This is a genomic window from Streptomyces sp. NPDC031340 (assembly GCF_055569945.1).
This window is the reverse complement of record NZ_JBVIIE010000026.1, coordinates 98,333-116,218: the sequence shown is the minus strand read 5'-3', so window position 1 is coordinate 116,218 and position 17,886 is coordinate 98,333. Positions and strand designations below refer to the sequence as shown.

General features: G+C 71.9%; 17 protein-coding genes and 1 pseudogene. 10 read left to right on the top strand and 8 right to left on the bottom strand.

Annotated elements, in window-relative coordinates; all coding sequences use genetic code 11:
* Positions 1 to 158: 158 nt before the first annotated feature.
* Entirely contained in the window at positions 159 to 356 is a 198-nt protein-coding gene (locus ACZ5GT_RS21685; RefSeq protein ID WP_469027322.1) for a hypothetical protein, read from the top strand.
* A 15-nt stretch (positions 357 to 371) separates the two neighbouring features.
* Here ACZ5GT_RS21685 and ACZ5GT_RS21680 read toward each other — a convergent pair whose 3' ends face one another.
* From ACZ5GT_RS21680 to ACZ5GT_RS21665, 4 genes and pseudogenes are all read right to left on the bottom strand, one after another.
* Entirely contained in the window at positions 372 to 965 is a 594-nt protein-coding gene (locus tag ACZ5GT_RS21680) for a hypothetical protein (RefSeq protein WP_469027315.1), read from the bottom strand.
* 106 nt (positions 966 to 1,071) lie between these two features.
* Positions 1,072 to 1,569: a hypothetical protein gene (locus ACZ5GT_RS21675; RefSeq protein WP_469027311.1), complete on the bottom strand. Its 498-nt coding sequence runs from the start codon at positions 1,567 to 1,569 to the stop codon at positions 1,072 to 1,074.
* Between the two features lie 12 nt (positions 1,570 to 1,581).
* A pseudogene (locus ACZ5GT_RS21670) lies at positions 1,582 to 3,208 on the bottom strand (IS200/IS605 family accessory protein TnpB-related protein).
* A gap of 335 nt (positions 3,209 to 3,543) precedes the next feature.
* Complete coding sequence (locus ACZ5GT_RS21665; RefSeq protein WP_469027382.1) at positions 3,544 to 5,151, bottom strand: beta-N-acetylhexosaminidase; 1,608 nt, start codon at positions 5,149 to 5,151, stop codon at positions 3,544 to 3,546.
* A 205-nt stretch (positions 5,152 to 5,356) separates the two neighbouring features.
* On the opposite strand from ACZ5GT_RS21665, the gene ACZ5GT_RS21660 reads away from it, so the two are divergent.
* The 5 genes from ACZ5GT_RS21660 to ACZ5GT_RS21640 all read left to right on the top strand — a co-directional run bounded on the left by ACZ5GT_RS21660 (position 5,357) and on the right by ACZ5GT_RS21640 (position 9,565).
* Entirely contained in the window at positions 5,357 to 5,908 is a 552-nt protein-coding gene (locus tag ACZ5GT_RS21660) for a 2-oxo-4-hydroxy-4-carboxy-5-ureidoimidazoline decarboxylase (protein ID WP_469027307.1), read from the top strand.
* Positions 5,909 to 6,161: 253 nt separating this feature from the next.
* Positions 6,162 to 6,542: a succinate dehydrogenase, cytochrome b556 subunit gene (sdhC, locus tag ACZ5GT_RS21655; protein ID WP_324789028.1), complete on the top strand. Its 381-nt coding sequence runs from the start codon at positions 6,162 to 6,164 to the stop codon at positions 6,540 to 6,542.
* A 5-nt stretch (positions 6,543 to 6,547) separates the two neighbouring features.
* Positions 6,548 to 7,030 carry a succinate dehydrogenase hydrophobic membrane anchor subunit gene (locus ACZ5GT_RS21650; protein WP_469027303.1) on the top strand — a complete coding sequence of 161 codons (483 nt, stop codon included), beginning with the start codon at positions 6,548 to 6,550 and terminating at the stop codon, positions 7,028 to 7,030.
* Positions 7,031 to 7,049: 19 nt separating this feature from the next.
* Entirely contained in the window at positions 7,050 to 8,804 is a 1,755-nt protein-coding gene (gene sdhA, locus ACZ5GT_RS21645) for a succinate dehydrogenase flavoprotein subunit (protein ID WP_469027298.1), read from the top strand.
* Positions 8,804 to 9,565 carry a succinate dehydrogenase iron-sulfur subunit gene (locus ACZ5GT_RS21640; RefSeq protein WP_469027295.1) on the top strand — a complete coding sequence of 254 codons (762 nt, stop codon included), beginning with the start codon at positions 8,804 to 8,806 and terminating at the stop codon, positions 9,563 to 9,565. Before sdhA ends, ACZ5GT_RS21640 begins: the two co-directional genes overlap by 1 nt.
* A gap of 186 nt (positions 9,566 to 9,751) precedes the next feature.
* Here ACZ5GT_RS21640 and ACZ5GT_RS21635 read toward each other — a convergent pair whose 3' ends face one another.
* From ACZ5GT_RS21635 to ACZ5GT_RS21625, 3 genes are all read right to left on the bottom strand, one after another.
* Positions 9,752 to 10,015: a TM2 domain-containing protein gene (locus tag ACZ5GT_RS21635; RefSeq protein ID WP_324789032.1), complete on the bottom strand. Its 264-nt coding sequence runs from the start codon at positions 10,013 to 10,015 to the stop codon at positions 9,752 to 9,754.
* A gap of 214 nt (positions 10,016 to 10,229) precedes the next feature.
* Complete coding sequence (locus tag ACZ5GT_RS21630) at positions 10,230 to 10,637, bottom strand: DUF2752 domain-containing protein (protein ID WP_469027290.1); 408 nt, start codon at positions 10,635 to 10,637, stop codon at positions 10,230 to 10,232.
* Positions 10,630 to 11,100: a TM2 domain-containing protein gene (locus ACZ5GT_RS21625; protein ID WP_469027287.1), complete on the bottom strand. Its 471-nt coding sequence runs from the start codon at positions 11,098 to 11,100 to the stop codon at positions 10,630 to 10,632. Before ACZ5GT_RS21625 ends, ACZ5GT_RS21630 begins: the two co-directional genes overlap by 8 nt.
* Positions 11,101 to 11,217: 117 nt before the next feature.
* On the opposite strand from ACZ5GT_RS21625, the gene ACZ5GT_RS21620 reads away from it, so the two are divergent.
* Together ACZ5GT_RS21620 and ACZ5GT_RS21615 are read left to right on the top strand one after the other, a co-directional pair.
* Positions 11,218 to 11,967, top strand: coding sequence for a TetR/AcrR family transcriptional regulator (locus tag ACZ5GT_RS21620; protein WP_469027376.1), 750 nt, complete (start codon positions 11,218 to 11,220; stop codon positions 11,965 to 11,967).
* A 90-nt stretch (positions 11,968 to 12,057) separates the two neighbouring features.
* Complete coding sequence (locus ACZ5GT_RS21615; RefSeq protein ID WP_469027284.1) at positions 12,058 to 12,675, top strand: Uma2 family endonuclease; 618 nt, start codon at positions 12,058 to 12,060, stop codon at positions 12,673 to 12,675.
* Here the strand turns inward: ACZ5GT_RS21615 and ACZ5GT_RS21610 are convergent.
* Positions 12,668 to 15,076, bottom strand: coding sequence for an MMPL family transporter (locus ACZ5GT_RS21610; protein ID WP_469027371.1), 2,409 nt, complete (start codon positions 15,074 to 15,076; stop codon positions 12,668 to 12,670). The genes ACZ5GT_RS21615 and ACZ5GT_RS21610 overlap by 8 nt on opposite strands.
* Positions 15,077 to 15,241: 165 nt before the next feature.
* On the opposite strand from ACZ5GT_RS21610, the gene ACZ5GT_RS21605 reads away from it, so the two are divergent.
* A complete protein-coding gene (locus ACZ5GT_RS21605) occupies positions 15,242 to 15,967 on the top strand; it encodes a response regulator transcription factor (RefSeq protein ID WP_469027279.1) in 726 nt (241 codons plus the stop codon).
* 56 nt (positions 15,968 to 16,023) lie between these two features.
* Entirely contained in the window at positions 16,024 to 17,421 is a 1,398-nt protein-coding gene (locus tag ACZ5GT_RS21600) for a sensor histidine kinase (RefSeq protein ID WP_469027368.1), read from the top strand.
* Positions 17,422 to 17,886: the final 465 nt, after the last annotated feature.

The window sequence follows — 17,886 nt, the reverse complement described above, 5'->3', positions numbered from 1 at the left end:
ACCCCCCCCGCACCCCCCCCTCACTCCCCCCCATCCCCCCCCCCCCCCCCCCCCGGGGCCCCCCGGGGCCCGCTGGTTCCTTGGCGGCCCCCCCCCCCCCCCCCCCGCCCCCCCCCCCCCCGCCGTTCCTGCTGCTGACCGCGGCCCAGGCGGCGCGGGTGGCGACGTTCCTCGGCTCGGTGGACTTCGAGAACCTGTGGCAGGGCGCCCGTGACGCCCTGCTGCCCGGGCACGGCGGACCCGCCGCCGAGGCGCAGTTGCACACCGTCCTCGCCGCGGCGCACCGGGACCTGACCGCGTTCTACCGGCGCACCGCCCGGCACGGCGACGCGGTGGTCAAGTGCCTGATGCTCTGAGCGCGGGCGCGGACCTCAGCCGCGCCCCCGCGCCCGCCGGGAGACCACCGCGCGCAGCACGCGGCGGCCCTCCACCGACGCCTCCAGGGCGCCCCTGAGGCCGCCCGAGCCGTGCGCGGCGAGCAGTTCCAGGATGCTGATCTGGCGGCGCAGCTCGGCGGCGACCAGCGGCGACGCGCCGTCCGTACGGCCCGCGCGGCAGGTGTCGACCGACGACGTCCCGTCGGCCACGGGGTCGAGCAGCCGGTGGATCCGGAGGGCGGCGACGGAGCAGGCGTCGGCCCACTCCCGCACCGCGGCGGCGGACAGGTCGGCGGGCGCGGCGGCCAGCATCCGGCGGGCCAGCAGCGCGGCCTCGTCCTCTCCGGTCGCGTCCTCTCCGGTCGCGTCCTCGCCGGCGCCGTCGGTCACGTCGTCCTCGCCGGCCAGCTTGCCGCGCGCCTGCTCCAGTCCGGCGGCCCAGTCGCCGTTGCCGGCCAGGCCGGCCCACAGCGGCCGCAGCAGCTCGTCGTCACCGCCGAGCAGCGGCAGGCACCGATCCAAACAAGCCAAGCCGCTGGCAGCCAGTCCGCGTTCGTCGGCCTGAGCGATCAGTTCCACCAGGCTCATCCACGCCTCCCTCTGCGGGTCGCTGCAGAGTCCTCCGCAGGCCTCAGCAGGCGCCTTCCTGACGGAGCCCGCGCTTCCCCTTACTGCGTGCGACGGGCCGGGAGTGTCACAGCGGCACCACGCCGAGCCGGTCGAGCAGCCGGAAGAAGAGGTTTTCGGCCAACGGATCGGTGTCGGGGTCGGGGTCCGCGGTCAGTACCCCGACCAGCGGTTCCTCGGCCACCTCGTGCCCGGCCTCGGCGGCCCAGGCGACGGCCCGGACGGCGGCGTCGCCTGGCTGGAGGAAGTAGTCCTCCACGGTGAGGCCCTCCTGGCCGTCGGCGAGGTACCCGGCCATCGCGGCGCGCGCCAGACACGTCGTCCACGCCCCGGTCCGGGGCGCCGCCGCCTCCACCACGACGCAGTCACTGTCCATGACGTACCCGAACAGCGCGGGCGCCCCGGTCTCCCGGGCCAGCACGTTCATGTTGCCGACCTCGCCCTCGCCGCTCGGGTACTCCCAGAGCTGCCAGCCGCCGGGCGCCGACCCGCTCCGCACCATGCCCTCGGCCGCCCCGGCCAGCGCGTCCAGCTCCGCGAGCGGCCGCTCGCTGCGGCCCACCACGAAGTACCGTTCCTAGTCAGTGAGCAGGAGTGAGTCTTGGACCCAAACCTGGTCACTGCGGACATCCCGAACGGTTTTGGATGTCCTGGTCGCCCGCGTTCGCTCCGCGTCCGGTGGCACGCATCGGGTGCGTGGTCCGGGAATGCGGGGGCGGGTTCCCTCACGCCCTCGGTCACCGTGTCCGGCCTGGACGGTCCGATGCCCACGACGATCACTCCGGTCGTCGCGGGGCGGTGCCGTCCGTCGCCGGATCGGGTGTCCCAGGGCGCGCCTGCCGATCGCCACGGCGGCTGCGTCGTGGCGGGTGGTGGTGCGGTTCTTCGAGGTGAGGGGCTTCTGCCAGTGCTCGGCGCCCCAGCGGGAGGTGTAGGCGGGGTCGACGGCGACGATGGTGATGCCGAGTTCGGCCGCCATCGACACCAGGCGGGCCCGCAGCCTGCTGACGGGCATGCCGGAGATGAGGTTGCGGAACCGCTTGCGGCGGCCGTGCTTCTCCCGGGTCTTCTCCGCGGTGAAGTCGAGGTCTTCGACCGCGATCGCGAGGCGGTGGCGTTCGGCCCAGTGCAGCAGGCGGATCAGCGCGTGCCGGACCTGGGCGTCCCGGTGGGCGGCGTTGCCGGTCAGGTCGTAGCCGAAGCGGAGGGGTTCGCCGACGGGGTTGCCGTGGGTGTCCAGGCGCCAGGCGGCCAGGTGATCGGCGTTGGTGTCGACGCCGATCAGCCCGTTCGTGCGGGCCGCGGCCAGGGGCACGATCTTCACGGGGGGGGATCGTCCACGAGGCGGTGAGGTACCAGCGCCCGCGGGCGGTGTCTTCGTGGATGCGGTAGGCGACGGCCCGGTTCGCCTGGATACGGTCGGCCCACTGCTCGCCCCGGTGCGCGAACGCCACCTTCGCGGCGAGCACGTACCGGCCGTGCGGCGCGTTCGCCAGATACGCCAAAGGCGCGGGGAGCTTGAGGGAGACCTCACCGCCGGGAGTGACGCGAATGGTCTCGTTGCCGAACCGCTTCCCGGACTCGCCGTCGGCCTGGAGGAACCGGCGCCCGGCCTGCCACCGCATGCGCCACTGCTCCTCGGTGAGCTGCGCGGCATCCAGGTGGTGGCGGGTGTTCAGCAGCCGCTTCCCGCCCCGCACCACGTGCACGACTCCGGCCTCCCAGTCCGCCCGGACCGCTTTCAGCCGGCCGGCGAGCACGTGCAGACGGCGCGCCTTGGCATGCCACTCCCGCCTGCTGCGGTATCCGCCCGGAACCCGCCCGGCTCCCTTCTCCCCCACCGGCAGCGACAGCCGGTGCGCGATCATGGCCACACCCGCCTGAAGGCTCTGCAGGTGCGCGAGCTGCCCGCGCCGGGCCAGCGCCCACTGATCGTGGGTGGCCTTGGTGATTGACCCGGCCCAGCGGGAGGAAGACGCCTCCGTCACAGCCCGCTTGCGCGCGGCCCACTGCTCGCTGTCATGGTCCAGCCCGGCCGCGCACCGCGCCTTCAGGTCCCGCGAGGCGAGCGTGCCCAGATGGTCACCGACCAGACGAAGAACCCGCTCGTCCTCGGCACTCAGGTGCTTGAGCCGGTCACGGACCGCCACACCCGACGGACCGGGGACGACGAACGGCGCCGCCAACTCCCGCAACCAACCCACCCCCGATCACCCCCATCCCCACGCCGGCCAAACACCCGTCACCACGCTCAACGACCACCACCGGCAAAGGTCACACATTCGACCAGGGAACCCCCGTTCCCACCCACGAGAGTGCACCTGCCACAGCCCGGACACTCGCTCAAGCGCGCCAGAACACATCTGTGGGCAGTCAACCACCAGCAGTTCACAACCCCCAGTAGCCCATGTCCCGTTCCCCCACGGTGTCGTCGGCTTCGGCCCGGGCCCGAATACACCACATTCGTACGGCCGTTCGCAGCCGTATCGGGCAACCCGCGCCCCGCCCGGACCACCCTGGGCGGGCGGGCCCGGGCGGGTCAGCCCAGGCGGTCGGCCAGCGCCTTGAACCGCGCCCAGCTCTGCTTCGGCGGCCCGGGGTTCCACAGCTTCTGCGCCGTCGCCCGCAGCGGCATCCGGATACCGGCCGCGACCTGGGCCTCGGTCTGCGAGTTCGCGAGGTCGCACCACACCGCGAAGGACCCGCCGAGGATCTGCCCGTCGTACTTGGCCAGCACCGCCTGCGTGCCGCGCAGCACGCGCGGGGTCCACGCCTCGTAGATGCGCTGCCCGGTCGGGTAGACGAAGGCGTTCGGCTGCCCGAGGACGTAGTAGAGGAACTCGTCGTTGTAGTTGACGACCTCGCGTCCCGCGCTCAGGTACTCCAGCGGCTGGCGCGCTCCGTACTCCTTGCCGGTCCAGTAGGCGACCTGGAGGTCCGCCGCGGGCCGCACGGAGGAGCTGCGGAAGAAGCCGTCGTTCCACGCGCGCATCGTGCGGCCGTGGGCGCGGACGGTGTCGGCCCGGTCATTGAGCCAGCCGGTCGTCAGGTCGGCGACGTTCGCGCCGGCGCCGTACCGCTGCCGGGCGGCCGCGGCCAGCTGCGGGTAGGCGGTCTCCGGGCTGGACGCCATCAGCGCCCGGTACTCGTCGCCGCCGAGGTGCCACTGATCCCCGGGGAAGAGGCCGGCGTACTCGCCGAGCAGGTCGTCGACGATCCGGGCGGCGGCGGGCTTGGAGATGTCGACGGCCCCGCTCGCGGCCACCCCTTGCGCGTTGCGCAGCTGCAGCTCGGGGTGCGCGGCGATCACCGCGCCGAGGTGCCCGGGCGAGTCGATCTCGGGCACGACCGTGATGTGCCGGCTCCGCGCCAGCGCCACGATCTTCCTGACCTGCGCCTTCGTCAGGTGCTCGCGAGAGACGACCTCCGGGTGGGTGCCGGACTCGATCCGGAACCCCTGGTCGTCGGAGAAGTGCAGCCCGAGCTGGTTGAACTTCAGGTCGCCCAGCTCCCGGACCCGGGCCTCGATCCAGCCGGCCGTGAAGTGCTTGCGGGCGATGTCCAGCATGAACCCGCGCACCGGCTTGGCGGGCTCGTCCCGCACCACGCCCTCGGGCGCCGTGGAGCCGCCGCGCACCTCCTGCTTGAGCGTGCGCGTGCCGTAGAAGACGCCCGCGTCCGCGGGAGCGCTGATGGTCACCCGCCCGCCGCGCACGGTCATGGTGTACGACTCCGGGTCCGCGCCGCCGCCGCGGTTCAGCTCCAGCCGTACGTCGCCGGAGCGCGCGTCGTTCTTCCGGCCCGCGTACGTCAGCCCCAGCTCGGAGGCGATCAGCCGGCCCTCGTCCGCGAGGCCCGCGTCGTTCACCACCACCCGCTTGCCGCTCGCCGGGCGCCAGCCCGGCCCGCGGGCCGCGGTGTGCGAGCGGACGGCGGGGATGGTGCGCGGCGCCTGCGAGAGGGGATACGTGACGCTCGGGCTCGGGGCCCGGCCACCGCTGCCGGAGACGGTCGAGGCGCCGGCGCTCCCGGCGTCCGACGGCTGCTGCCCCGCCGCGCCCGCCGGCCCGCCGTCCTCGCCGGAGGCCCAGAACCCCAGGCCCGCCGCGAGCACGACCGTCCCCGCGAAGGCGCCCGCGACGACCATCCGCCTGTGCTTGACTGTCTGCGCCGGTGGGCGGCGCCTGTGCTGGCTCACAGCGCCAAACCTAAGTCCCTACGGGGGCGGCATGCGTCCACAAGGCGTTCTCAAATTGACCCTTGCGGGTGAAATTCGGGCACCCGTCGGACACGTCACGCCCCCTCTCGATAACGTTGCGCCACTCCCCTCACAGATTCCCCTGCCGAAACACGTGACGCCCACACACCTTCCCGGCCGGACCGCCATATCGGCGCTGCCCGAGCAGACCCGCATCCCGTCGCCCGCGACCGCTCCCGCGACCGCGCTGGACGACTTCAATTCCGCGCCCGCGGACGAGGCACGGCGTCTCCTCCTCGCCTGCCTGCACAGCCCGCCCTGGGCCCGCCGCCTGACCGACCACCGGCCCTACCCGGACGCCGGGTCCCTGCTGGCCGCGGCCGACGAGGCGGCGTACGACCTGGCCCCCGACGAGCTGGCGGCGGCCCTGGCGACGGAGACGCCGGCCGCCCTCCCCGACGACACGTACTCCGCGGCCCACACCGCGCTGAGCGCCGCGTACGCCGCCTACGAGGCCCGGTTCGGCCACACCTTCGTCATCTGCCTGGCCGGGCTCGGCCCGGACGAGACGCTGGATCACGTGTTGGAGGGCATCCGGTCACGGTTGGCGAACGATCCGGAGGACGAACGCACCGTCGCGGCGGACGAACTGCGGCGGCTGGCCGGACAACGGCTGGCGCAGTCCCTGGGGAAGACGCGGCGGTGACCGGCGCACCGCCCCGCCGCACCGGCGCGAACCGCCACAACGGCACAGCTCCCGACACTCGACGGCACAGGCCGCCCCACAAGCCGTCGGCGCTCACCCATCCGCGTGCCGCCTCGGTCACACCGGTAGACCCGGCGTAAGCACCCCGGGGAACGGTGGCTACGATGCTGGGGGCCGGTGGACCGTACCCGGCCGGGCCCGACCGACAGCACAAGCCGGCGCGGCCCCAATCCCCGCTCCCGGAGGGAATTCCGTGCCGGCTGGAACGCTGTACCGCGGCCGGGAAGGAATGTGGTCCTGGGTGGCTCACCGAGTCACCGGCGTCCTCATCTTCTTCTTCCTGTTCGTTCACGTGCTGGACACCGCTCTCGTCCGTGTCTCCCCCGAGGACTACGACAAGGTCGTAGCCACGTACAAGACCCCGATCGTCGCCGCGCTGGAGTACGGCCTCGTCGCCGCCATCCTCTTCCACGCGCTCAACGGCCTGCGCGTCATCGCCGTCGACTTCTGGTCGAAGGGCCCGCGCTACCAGAAGCAGATGCTCTGGTCCGTCGTCGGCATCTGGGTCGTGCTGATGCTCGGGGCGGTCTACCCCGTCCTCGGCCACGCCGCTCGTGAACTGTTCGGGAGCTGAGATCCATGGCGACCACTGAATCCACCGCTTCGGGCATCGGCCCCGTCGAGGGCGACTCCGTCTACGGCGTCGACAACCCGGCGCCGCTCATCGAGGCCCCGCGCAAGCGCACCAAGAAGACCCCGAAGTCCACCCGGGGCAACTTCGAACTGGCCGCGTGGCTGTTCATGCGCCTGTCGGGCGTCGTCCTCGTCGTGCTGGTCCTGGGCCACCTGCTGATCCAGCTCGTGCTGGACGGCGGCGTCTCCAAGATCGGCTTCGCCTTCGTGGCCGGCCGCTGGGCCTCCCCGTTCTGGCAGGTCTGGGACCTGCTGATGCTGTGGCTGGCGATGCTGCACGGCGCCAACGGCCTGCGCACGGTCATCAACGACTACGCGGAGCGCGCGAACACCCGGCTGTGGCTGAAGGGCCTGCTCTACACCGCCACGGTGTTCACCATCCTGCTGGGCACGCTGGTGATCTTCACCTTCGACCCGAACATCCGCTAGGCACGGGGCTGCGAGAATCATGAAGATCCACAAGTACGACACCGTCATCGTCGGCGCCGGCGGCGCCGGCATGCGCGCCGCCATCGAGGCCACCAAGCGCAGCCGCACCGCCGTGCTCACCAAGCTCTACCCGACCCGCTCCCACACGGGCGCCGCGCAGGGCGGCATGGCCGCCGCGCTCGCGAACGTGGAGGAGGACAACTGGGAGTGGCACACCTTCGACACGGTCAAGGGCGGTGACTACCTGGTCGACCAGGACGCCGCCGAGATCCTGGCGAAGGAGGCCATCGACTCCGTCCTCGACCTGGAGAAGATGGGCCTGCCGTTCAACCGGACCCCGGACGGCACCATCGACCAGCGCCGCTTCGGCGGTCACTCCCGCAACCACGGCGAGGCCCCGGTCCGCCGGTCCTGCTACGCGGCCGACCGCACCGGCCACATGATCCTCCAGACGCTGTACCAGAACTGCGTCAAGGAGGGCGTGGAGTTCTTCAACGAGTTCTACGTCCTGGACCAGCTGATCACCGAGGTCGACGGCGTCAAGAAGTCGGCCGGTGTCGTCGCCTACGAACTGGCGACCGGCGAGATCCACGTCTTCCAGGCGAAGGCCGTGATCTACGCCTCCGGCGGCTGCGGCAAGTTCTTCAAGGTGACGTCGAACGCGCACACGCTGACCGGCGACGGCCAGGCTGCCGTCTACCGGCGGGGCATCCCGCTGGAGGACATGGAGTTCTTCCAGTTCCACCCGACCGGCATCTGGCGCATGGGCATCCTGCTGACGGAGGGCGCCCGCGGTGAGGGCGGCATCCTGCGCAACAAGGACGGCGAGCGCTTCATGGAGAAGTACGCGCCGGTCATGAAGGACCTCGCCTCCCGCGACGTCGTCTCCCGCTCCATCTACACGGAGATCCGCGAGGGCCGCGGCTGCGGTCCCGAGGGCGACCACGTCTACCTCGACCTCACCCACCTCCCGCCGGAGCAGCTGGACGCGAAGCTGCCCGACATCACCGAGTTCGCGCGGACCTACCTCGGCATCGAGCCCTACACGGACCCGATCCCGATCCAGCCGACCGCGCACTACGCGATGGGCGGCATCCCGACGAACGTCGAGGGCGAGGTCCTGGCGGACAACACCACCGTCGTCCCCGGCCTGTACGCGGCCGGCGAGGTCGCCTGCGTGTCGGTGCACGGCGCCAACCGCCTGGGCACCAACAGCCTGCTGGACATCAACGTCTTCGGGCGCCGGGCCGGCATCGCCGCGGCGGACTACAGCCAGCAGGCGGACTACGTCGAACTGCCGGAGAACCCGGCCGAGTTCGTCGTCTCGCAGATCGAGCGGCTGCGCGAGTCCACGGGCACCGAGCGGGTGTCGGTGATCCGCCGCGAGCTGCAGGAGACCATGGACGCCAACGTCATGGTGTTCCGCACCGAGCAGACGATCAAGACTGCGGTCGAGAAGGTCGCCGAGCTGCGCGAGCGCTACAAGAACGTGGCGATCCAGGACAAGGGCAAGCGGTTCAACACGGACCTCCTCGAGGCGATCGAGCTGGGCAACCTGCTCGACCTGGCCGAGGTCATGGCGGTGTCCGCGCTGGCCCGCAAGGAGTCCCGCGGCGGTCACTACCGCGAGGACTACCCCAACCGCGACGACGTCAACTTCATGCGCCACACCATGGCGTACCGCGAGGTCGGCGCCGACGGGTCGGAAACCGTCCGTCTCGACTACAAGCCGGTCGTCCAGACCCGCTACCAGCCGATGGAGCGTAAGTACTGATGGCAACCCCTGTTCTGGACAAGGTGGAGGCGGGCGCCGCCGCGTCGCCCTACATCACGGTCACCTTCCGGGTCCGCCGGTTCAACCCGGAGATCTCGGCCGAGGCGACCTGGGAAGACTTCCAGCTGGAGATCGACCCCAAGGAGCGCGTCCTCGACGGTCTGCACAAGATCAAGTGGGAGCTGGACGGCACGCTGACCTTCCGCCGCTCCTGCGCCCACGGCATCTGCGGCTCCGACGCGATGCGGATCAACGGCAAGAACCGCCTGGCGTGCAAGACGCTGATCAAGGACATCAACCCCGAGAAGCCGATCACGGTCGAGCCGATAAAGGGCCTGACGGTCCTGAAGGACCTCGTCGTGGACATGGAGCCGTTCTTCCAGGCGTACCGGGACGTGATGCCCTTCCTGATCACGAAGGACACCAACGAGCCGACGCGCGAGCGTCTGCAGACGGCCGAGGACCGCGAGCGCTTCGACGACACCACGAAGTGCATCCTGTGCGCCGCCTGCACCTCCTCGTGCCCGGTGTTCTGGAGCGACGGCCAGTACTTCGGCCCGGCCGCCATCGTCAACGCGCACCGCTTCATCTTCGACTCGCGTGACGAGGCCGCCGAGCAGCGCCTGGAGATCCTCAACGACCGCGACGGCGTCTGGCGCTGCCGCACGATCTTCAACTGCACGGACGCCTGCCCGCGCGGCATCGAGGTCACGAAGGCGATCGCAGAGGTGAAGCGAGCGCTGATCACGCGCCGCTACTGAGCCGCTGCTGAGCCGTCCCGCCACGGCGACACGGGCCCTGCCCCCGGTGACACACCGGGGGCAGGGCCTTTTCCGGCCGCGTTTCCGGCGACGCCTCGGGGCGGTGTCGCGTTCGCTTGTGCGGACAGCCCGAGGGGCCGCGCCCATCGTGGTGGGAGCGGCCCCTCGGGCACGGGACTACGGCGATCAGCCGCGCAGCACGCGGCCCTGCGAGTCGGTGCGGTCGTTGCTGGTGAGGAACATGATGCCGTCGATCAGCGCCCAGACACCGAGGCCACCGCAGGTGAACAGCTGGGCGATCGCCACGCCGGTGTTGCCGACGTAGAAGCGTCCGGCGCCGAAGCCGCCCAGGACGATCTGCAGGACGCCCGCGACGATCTTGGACTTCTCGGAGTAGGGGCGGCCCTGCGGGTCGTTGCCGTAGGGGGACTGGGGAGTGGGGACGGTCATGGTACTGCTCCTGGCATGTCAGTCGAGACGAGAGAACCGGATGGGATGGCTCCGGTATTGACCCAGGAGGGATCACGTCACGACGTCACGATGCCCCCGCGCCGCTTTTCCCCCCGTGATCAGCGAGCTTAGAGAGGCGGGAGCGCAAGAGGGGAGTGGTGGCGAAAATTCGTTCTTGTTCCGTGATCAAATTCCGTCACTGGCCTGGACCTGGCTAGACGATGTTGCGCGCCACCGTCCACGCCACCGCCACCGCGAGGACCAGCAGTTGCGCCGGGCGGCTCAGCGCCGGCTGCCAGCGGCGGCCGCGCAGACCCTCCAGCATCCAGCGGGCCAGCAGGGCGAGGGCGAAGGGCGAGGCGAGGAGGAGCGCCCGGTTGTCCAGCCAGGCCGCCGCGAAGTGACCGTGCATCAGGTCGTACGCCATGCGGGTCCCCCCGCAGGCGGGGCAGAGCAGGCCCGTGACCAGGCGGAAGGGGCAGCGGGGCAGCAGGTGCCCGGGCTGGTGCGGATCCACGCCGTAGAGGTAGGCGGCACCGGCCGCGCCCGCGACGAGCACCGCGAGCGGCGCCGTCGCCGGCGCGCGCAGCACGGATCGCGGGGCGGACGGCGTGTCAGCCACGCAGGACCCGTCCCTGGGCGTCGGTCTGACCCTCGCTCACCAGCAGCATGATGCCGTCGATCAGCGCCCAGATCCCGAAGCCGCCGCAGGTGAACAGCTGCGCGAGGCCCAGGCCGACGTTGCCGATGTAGAACCGGCCGACCCCGAGGGTGCCCAGGGTGAGCTGGAGGACACCGGCGATGATCTTCGACTTGTCGGAGTACGGGCGCCCGTAGGGGTCGTAGCCGTACGGGGCGTTCGGGTCGAACGGGGCGGCGCCGTAGGGCGGCTGGCCGTATGCGTACGCGCCCGGCTGGCCGTACCCGGGCGCGCCGGGCTGGCCGTACCCGGGCGCGCCCGGCTGGCCGTATCCGGCAGGACCGGCGCCGTAGGGACCCTGGGGACCCGGTCCGTAGGGACCCGGTCCCTGCGGGCCCTGGGGGCCGGAGTCCTGCGGGCCGGACGGGGGCGGCGTTTCACTCAAGGGAACTGCTCCTGTTGCGGGCGCGATGTCCGGGGACACGCGGAAGACACGATGACCGACCTGATCATCATGCCCGAGCGGCGCGCGGCACAGAAGGCGTGGTTAGGCTCTCTTACCGTGCCCGCCAAGAACGAAGGCCCCGCAGCGGGCCCTGCCCCGTCCAGCAAGTCCGAGCAGACCCGCACGCTCATCCTCGAGACCGCCATGCGGCTGTTCCGGGAACGCGGTTACGACGGGACGACGATGCGGGCCATCGCCCAGGAGGCCGGGGTCTCCGTCGGCAACGCGTACTACTACTTCGCGGGCAAGGAGCACCTGATCCAGGGCTTCTACGACCGGATCGCCGCCGAGCACCAGGTGGCGGTGCGGGAGGTGCTGGAGCGGGAGACCGACCTGGAGGCGCGGCTCGCCGGCGTACTGAAGGCGTGGCTGGACATCGCCACGCCGTACCACGAGTTCGCGGTGCAGTTCTTCAAGAACGCCGCCGACCCCGACAGCCCGCTCAGCCCCTTCTCCCCCGAGTCCGAGCACGCGCGCGTGGAGGCGGTCTCCGTCCACCGGCAGGTCCTGGCCGGCGCGACCAGGACCAAGGTGCCGGAGGACCTGCGGGACGTCCTGCCCGAGCTGATGTGGCTCTCCCAGATGGGGCTCGTCCTGTACTGGATCTTCGACCGGACGGAGGGCCGCGAGCGCAGTTACCGGCTGGCGGAGCGGGGCGCGCGGCTGACGGCCCGCGGGGTGGCGCTGTCCCGGTTCCGGGTGCTGCGGCCGCTGGTGCGGGAGGTGCACGAGCTGTTCACGGACTTCCTGCCGGGGATGACGAAGGTGATGCCGGATCCGGCGGTCAGGGCGCGGCAGGGCGAGTGATCACTTTCGGGTGAAGCGGTTCGAAGGGGACACCGCGGGTCCTGGCTGCCTACGATGATGTTCTCGACGCCAGCCCCTAGGAGGCACGCGATGTCCGCTGCATCCGTCGAGCAGCCCTTCGACGACGACGAGCCGTTCTCGCTCACGGCCCTCGCCGACGAGATCATGGAGCGCCATCCGGGCTACCGCGTCGAGATCATCGGAGGCCACCTCCTCGTGACCCCATCCCCGGATGCCCCCCACGCCCGCGCCCTGACCGGCCTCATGATCCCCTTCATCGACGCCGGACTGCACGACGACGAAACCGAGGTCCTCCAGAACGTCGGGCTCTGGCTGCCGACCGGTGCCGAGGACTACGCCATCCCCGACCTCGTGGTCGTCGACTCCGACATCGACGACCACTACATCGAGAACAACGCGTACGACCCGGTCTGCTTCCGTCTCGTCCTGGAGGTCACCTCCGGAAACTGGAAGGACGACCTGAAGACGAAGGTCGCCGCCTACGCGGAGGCCGAGGTGCCGGTCTACGTCGTCGTCGACCGCAAACACCAGCGCCTTCACGTGCTCGCGGAACCCGTAGGGGGGGCGTACCAGTACCACCGCCCGCACGCCCCCGGGGAACTCGTCACCCTGCCCGACTCCATCGGCGCCAAGGTCACCCTCGACGTCGACCAGATCCTCAAGGCCGGGCAGAAGAAGGCTAGTTGACCGCGTCCACCTCGCCCTCGGCCAACTCCACGTCGTACACCAGCGGTCCCTCGGTCACCACCACGTGCCTCGCCCGCGTCCCGTGCGACGACGCCGTCACCGCCAGCAGGTACGCCCCCGGGCCCGGCACCGACACGATGTAGGAGCCGTCCGCCAGGGACGTCACGCGGTCCAGCTGACGGCCGCCCTTCGACATCAGCGTCACCGAGGCGTCCTCCACCGGCTCGCCGTCCGCCGTGCGGACGAAGCCGTGGATCGCCGAGGCGGAGCCCGGCTCGGCCGGCGCCTCGACGTCCTCCTCCTTGGGCTCCACCGCCAGGTGCGGCAGCCGCTTCTCCAGCCAGCCCGGCAGCCACCAGTTGGACTTGCCCACCAGGTGCATCACGGCCGGCACCAGCGCCGTACGCAGCACGAAGGCGTCGAGCGCCACCGCGGCGGCCAGGCCCACGCCCGCCATCGCCGCGCCCGAGTTGCCGCTGAGGACGAACGCCAGGAACACGCAGACCATGATCAGGGCCGCGGAGTTGATCACGCGGCTGGTCTCGGCCAGGCCGACGCGGACCGCCCGCGCGTTGTCGCGGGTGTGCACCCACTCCTCGTGCATCCGGCTCACCAGGAACACCTGGTAGTCCATCGACAGGCCGAACAGCAGCGACAGCATGATGACCGGCAGGAAGGCGTTGATCGGGCCCTCCTTGCCGAGGCCGAGCAGGTCCAGGCCCCAGCCCCACTGGTAGACCGCGACCAGGACGCCGAAGGAGGACGCCGCGGCGATCAGGTTCATCAGCGCGGCCGTCAGCGGCACCACCAGGGATCGGAAGGCGATCAGGAGCAGCAGGAAGCCCAGGCCGATGATCGTCGCGATGAAGAGGGGCAGGCGGTCGCCGGTCACCGACGCGAAGTCCTTCGAGACGGCCGTCACACCGCCCACGTGCGCCTGTGCGCCCGCCCGCGGGATCACGTCGTCGCGCAGGGTGTCGATCAGCCGGTCGGTCTCCTTGGACTGCGGTGACGTGGTGGGCATGACCTGGATCACCGTGACGCCCTTCGCGGGCGGCAGCGCGGTGACCCGGGCGACCCCGGCCGTGTCCTGGATGTCCTTGACCAGCGTGGCGGTGTCGCCGCTGACCGCGACCACCTGGAGCGGGCCGTTGAAGCCGGGGCCGAAGCCCTCGGCGAGCAGGTCGTACGCCTTCCTGGTGGTGCTGGACGCTTCGTCGTTGCCCTGGTCGGTGGCGCCGAGGCGCAGCGACAGCACGGGGACGGCGAGGACGGCCATCACGACCAGGGCGAGCACGGCGATGCCGACGGGGCGCTTCTCGACCTTCGACGACCAGCGGGCCGCGAGTCCGCTCGCCTTCTCCGGCTCGACGGTTCCCTCGGCGGCGAGCCGGCGGCGCTGGCGGCGGCTGAGCACCCGCGGGCCGAGGAAGCCGAGCAGGGCCGGGAGCAGGGTGGTGGCCGCCAGCACGCTCAGCACGACCGTCAGCGAGGTGCCGACGACCACGCCGTCCAGGAACTGCAGGCGCGTCACCAGCATGCCCGCCAGCGCGATGCACACCGTGCCGCCCGCGAACAGCACCGCGCGGCCGGAGGTGTTGAGGGCCGTGACCGCGGCGTCCTCGGGATCCATTCCGCGCAGGATGCCGCGGCGGTGCCGGGTGACGATGAACAGGGCGTAGTCGATGCCGACGCCGAGGCCGATCAGGGAGGCGAGCAGCGGCGCGATGTCGGGGATCTCGAACGTGTGGCTGAGGAGCTGCGTGGAGAACAGGCCCGTGCCGACGCCGAACACCGCGATCGCGATCGGCAGCAGCATCGCCACCAGCGAGCCGAAGGCCAGGAACAGCACGACGGCCGCCGCGACGATGCCGACCATCTCCGACAGGCCCTGCGGCGGCTCCTGCACCCGCCAGATCGCCTGGCCCCCCAGCTCGACCTGGAGGCCGTCGCGCCGGGCCCCCTGCGCGGTGTCGACCACGTCCTGGACGAGTTCCTTGGGCACCTCGTTCGCGCGCTGGGCGAAGGTCACCTGGGCGTAGGCGATCTTCCCGTCGCGGCTGATCTGCGCGGCGCCCCGGGGCCCGGCGTACGGGCCGGACACCGCGCCGACGCCGGGCATCTTCGCGATCTCGTCGAGGGCGGGCTGGATCCGGGACCGTACCGCCTGGTCCTTCACCGTGCCCTCGTCGACCTTCCACACCACCATGTCGGTGTCGCCGGAGGTGTCCGGGAACGCCTTCTGCATCAGGTCGAAGGCGCTCTTGGAGTCCGTGTCCGGGAGGGAGAAGACGTTCGCGTAGTCCGTGCCCGCCGTCGAGGCCGAGAAGCCCAGCCCGAACAGCGTCCCCACCCACAGCAACAGGACCACCAGCCGGTGCCGGTAGCACCACCGTGCCAATGCCGCCAACTTCAACAGCTCCTCAGTCGCTCGGTCCGTCCCCCAGGGTCAGGGCAACAGCATCGGTGCCGTCACGCGCGCGTGGGCGCCGGCCCGCTCGACTCTCAAGGAACTCCAAAGAGGTATCACGCCCCGCCTCCGGCGCCCCGCCCGATACTGGTGGGCATGACGACGGTTCCCGGCACGGTACTGGTGGTGGAGGACGAGCCGAGCATCGCGGACGTCCTCGCCATCGCCCTGCGCTACCACCGCTTCGAGGTGCTGACGGCGGGCAGCGTCCGCGAGGCGCTCGCGCTCGTCGAACGCGCCGGCTCCCCGGCCCGGCCGGGGACGCGCGGAGCGGCCCCGATCGACGCCGCGCTGCTCGACGTCATGCTCCCGGACGGCGACGGCCGCGCCCTGGGCCGCCGGCTGCGCGCCGAACGGCCCGAACTGGCGCTGGTGTTCCTCACCGCGCGCGACGCGCCCGCCGACATCGTCGGCGCGCTCGGCTTCGGCGACGACTACATCACCAAACCGTTCAACATCGACGAGGTGGTCGCCCGGATCAGCGCGGTGCTGCGGCGCACCCGGCCCGCCGACGTGCTGCCGCAGCGGCCGCCGCTGCGGTACGGCGACCTGGAGCTGGACGAGACGACGTACAGCGTCCACCGCGCGGGGCGCACCGTCGAGCTCACCCCCACCGAGTACGCGCTGCTGCGCTTCCTGGTGCGCAACGGCGGCCGGACCGTCTCCAAGGAACAGCTGCTGCGCCATGTCTGGCAGTACGAGCACGCCCCGGCCGAGTCGACGGTCGTGGAGACCTACATCAGCTATCTGCGGCGCAAGCTGGACACCCTGGGAGCGCCGGTGATCACCACCCGGCGCGGGGTGGGATACGGGCTCGCGTGAGGGTCCCGCGGCCGCGCTGCAGACGGGGCCTGCACTCGCTGCGCGCCAAGCTGACCATGGCGAACGTGGCGCTGCTCGCGCTCGGCATCGTCGCGGCGACCGCCGTCAGCCTGATGGGCATGCGGTACTACCTGCTCGACCAGGTCGACACCGAGCTGACCAAGACCCGTGACTCGCTGGGCGGTTCGCAGCTGACACTGCGGGAGATCGACTCGCTGAGCGTGCTGGGGTTCGTCCGCGACCGGCTGGCGCCGGAGCACACCGACGAGCGGTCGACGCCGGACTCGATCTTCGCGGCGGTCGACGGGCACGGGGAGCCGCTGAGCGTCATGGGGTTCCGGCCGACCGGGGCGCAGCGGGCCCTCGCGGACGCCGTCCGCGACCCGCGCGTCCTGGCCCGCGGCGCCGGGCCGCACTCGGTGACCGTGCACGGCGCCTCCTACCGCGTCACCGCGACCCCGCTCGCCGACGGCACGTTCGTGCTGATGGCCAGCTCCACCGAGGCCCTGCACCGGGGCATCGCCAAGGCCCTGAAGCTCGACCTCACCATCGGCACGCTGCTGCTGATGCTGCTGGCCTGGCTGACGATGGTGTCGGTGAGCCGCCGGATGCGGCCGCTGGAGGACATGGTGGAGACGTCGTCGGCGATCGCCGAGGGCGACCTGACCCGGCGGGTGCCCTCCAGCCACCATCCGACGCAGGAGGTGGAACAGCTGCGGCTCGCCCTGAACTCGATGCTGCACCAGGTCGAGTCGGCGTACCGCACGCGCGAGGACAGCGCGGCCCAGCTGCGCCGCTTCGTCGCGGACGCGTCGCACGAGCTGCGCACCCCGCTGTCCGCGATCCGCGGCTACCTCCAGCTCTACGACAAGGGCATGCTGAGCGATCCCGCGGAGCGGCGGCGGGCCTGGGACCGGGTGCTGGCCGAGACGGACCGCATGGGGCGGCTGGTCGACGAGCTGCTCACGCTGGCCCGCCTTGACCAGCGGCCCGAACTGCGGTTCCGCAACGTCGACGTCAGCCGCCTGGTGCGGGAGGCGGCCGAGGACCTGCGGGTGCAGCAGCCGGAGCGGCCCATCACGGTCGGCGCCGACGGCTCCCTGCTGGTGCGCGCCGACGAGTCGGGGCTGCGGCAGGTGCTCGGCAACCTGGTGGGCAACGTCCGCACGCACACGCCCGCCGACGTGCCGGTGCGGCTGGGGGTGGAGCGGTCCGACGGGCTGGTACGGCTGTGCGTCGCGGACGAGGGCCCGGGGCTGACGGAGGAGGACGCGGCCCGCGTCTTCGACCGCTTCTTCCGGGCCGGAGGGGGTGCGGGCAGCGGGCTGGGCATGGCGATCGTGCAGGGCGTGGTGCAGGCCCACGGCGGCGAAGTAGCGGTGTCCACGGCCCCGGGCAAGGGCCTGTCGGTGACGGTCACCCTGCCGGCCCAGGCGGCGCCCGTACGGCCGTAGGCCCGCGCCGGGCAGCGGGCCGCCCACCGCGGCGCAGGCCCGGCCGTAGCGCTCCGCCACGGAACGGACCGCCCCACCGCGGCGCCGACCCGGCCGGGCCCGCCACGGTGCCGTGCCGAGTGCCGGGCCGGGACGCCGCACCGGGTGCCGGGCCGGGAGCCGCACCGGAATGCCGCGCCAAGGTGCCGCGCCGGGTGTGCGGGGGCACCGGACCGGGTGCCGCCCGTGATGCCACGCCGGTACGCCGGGCCGGGGCGCCGGGCTGATGCCGCACCGGGATGCCACGCCAGGACACCGCGCCCGGTGTACCGGGGCACCGGACCGGGTGCCGCCCGTGATGCCACGCCGGTACGCCGGGCAGGGGCGCCGTGGCTGATGCCGCACCGGGATGCCACGCCAGGACACCGCGCCCGGTGTACCGGGGCACCGGACCGGGTGCCGCCCGTGATGCCACGCCGGTACGCC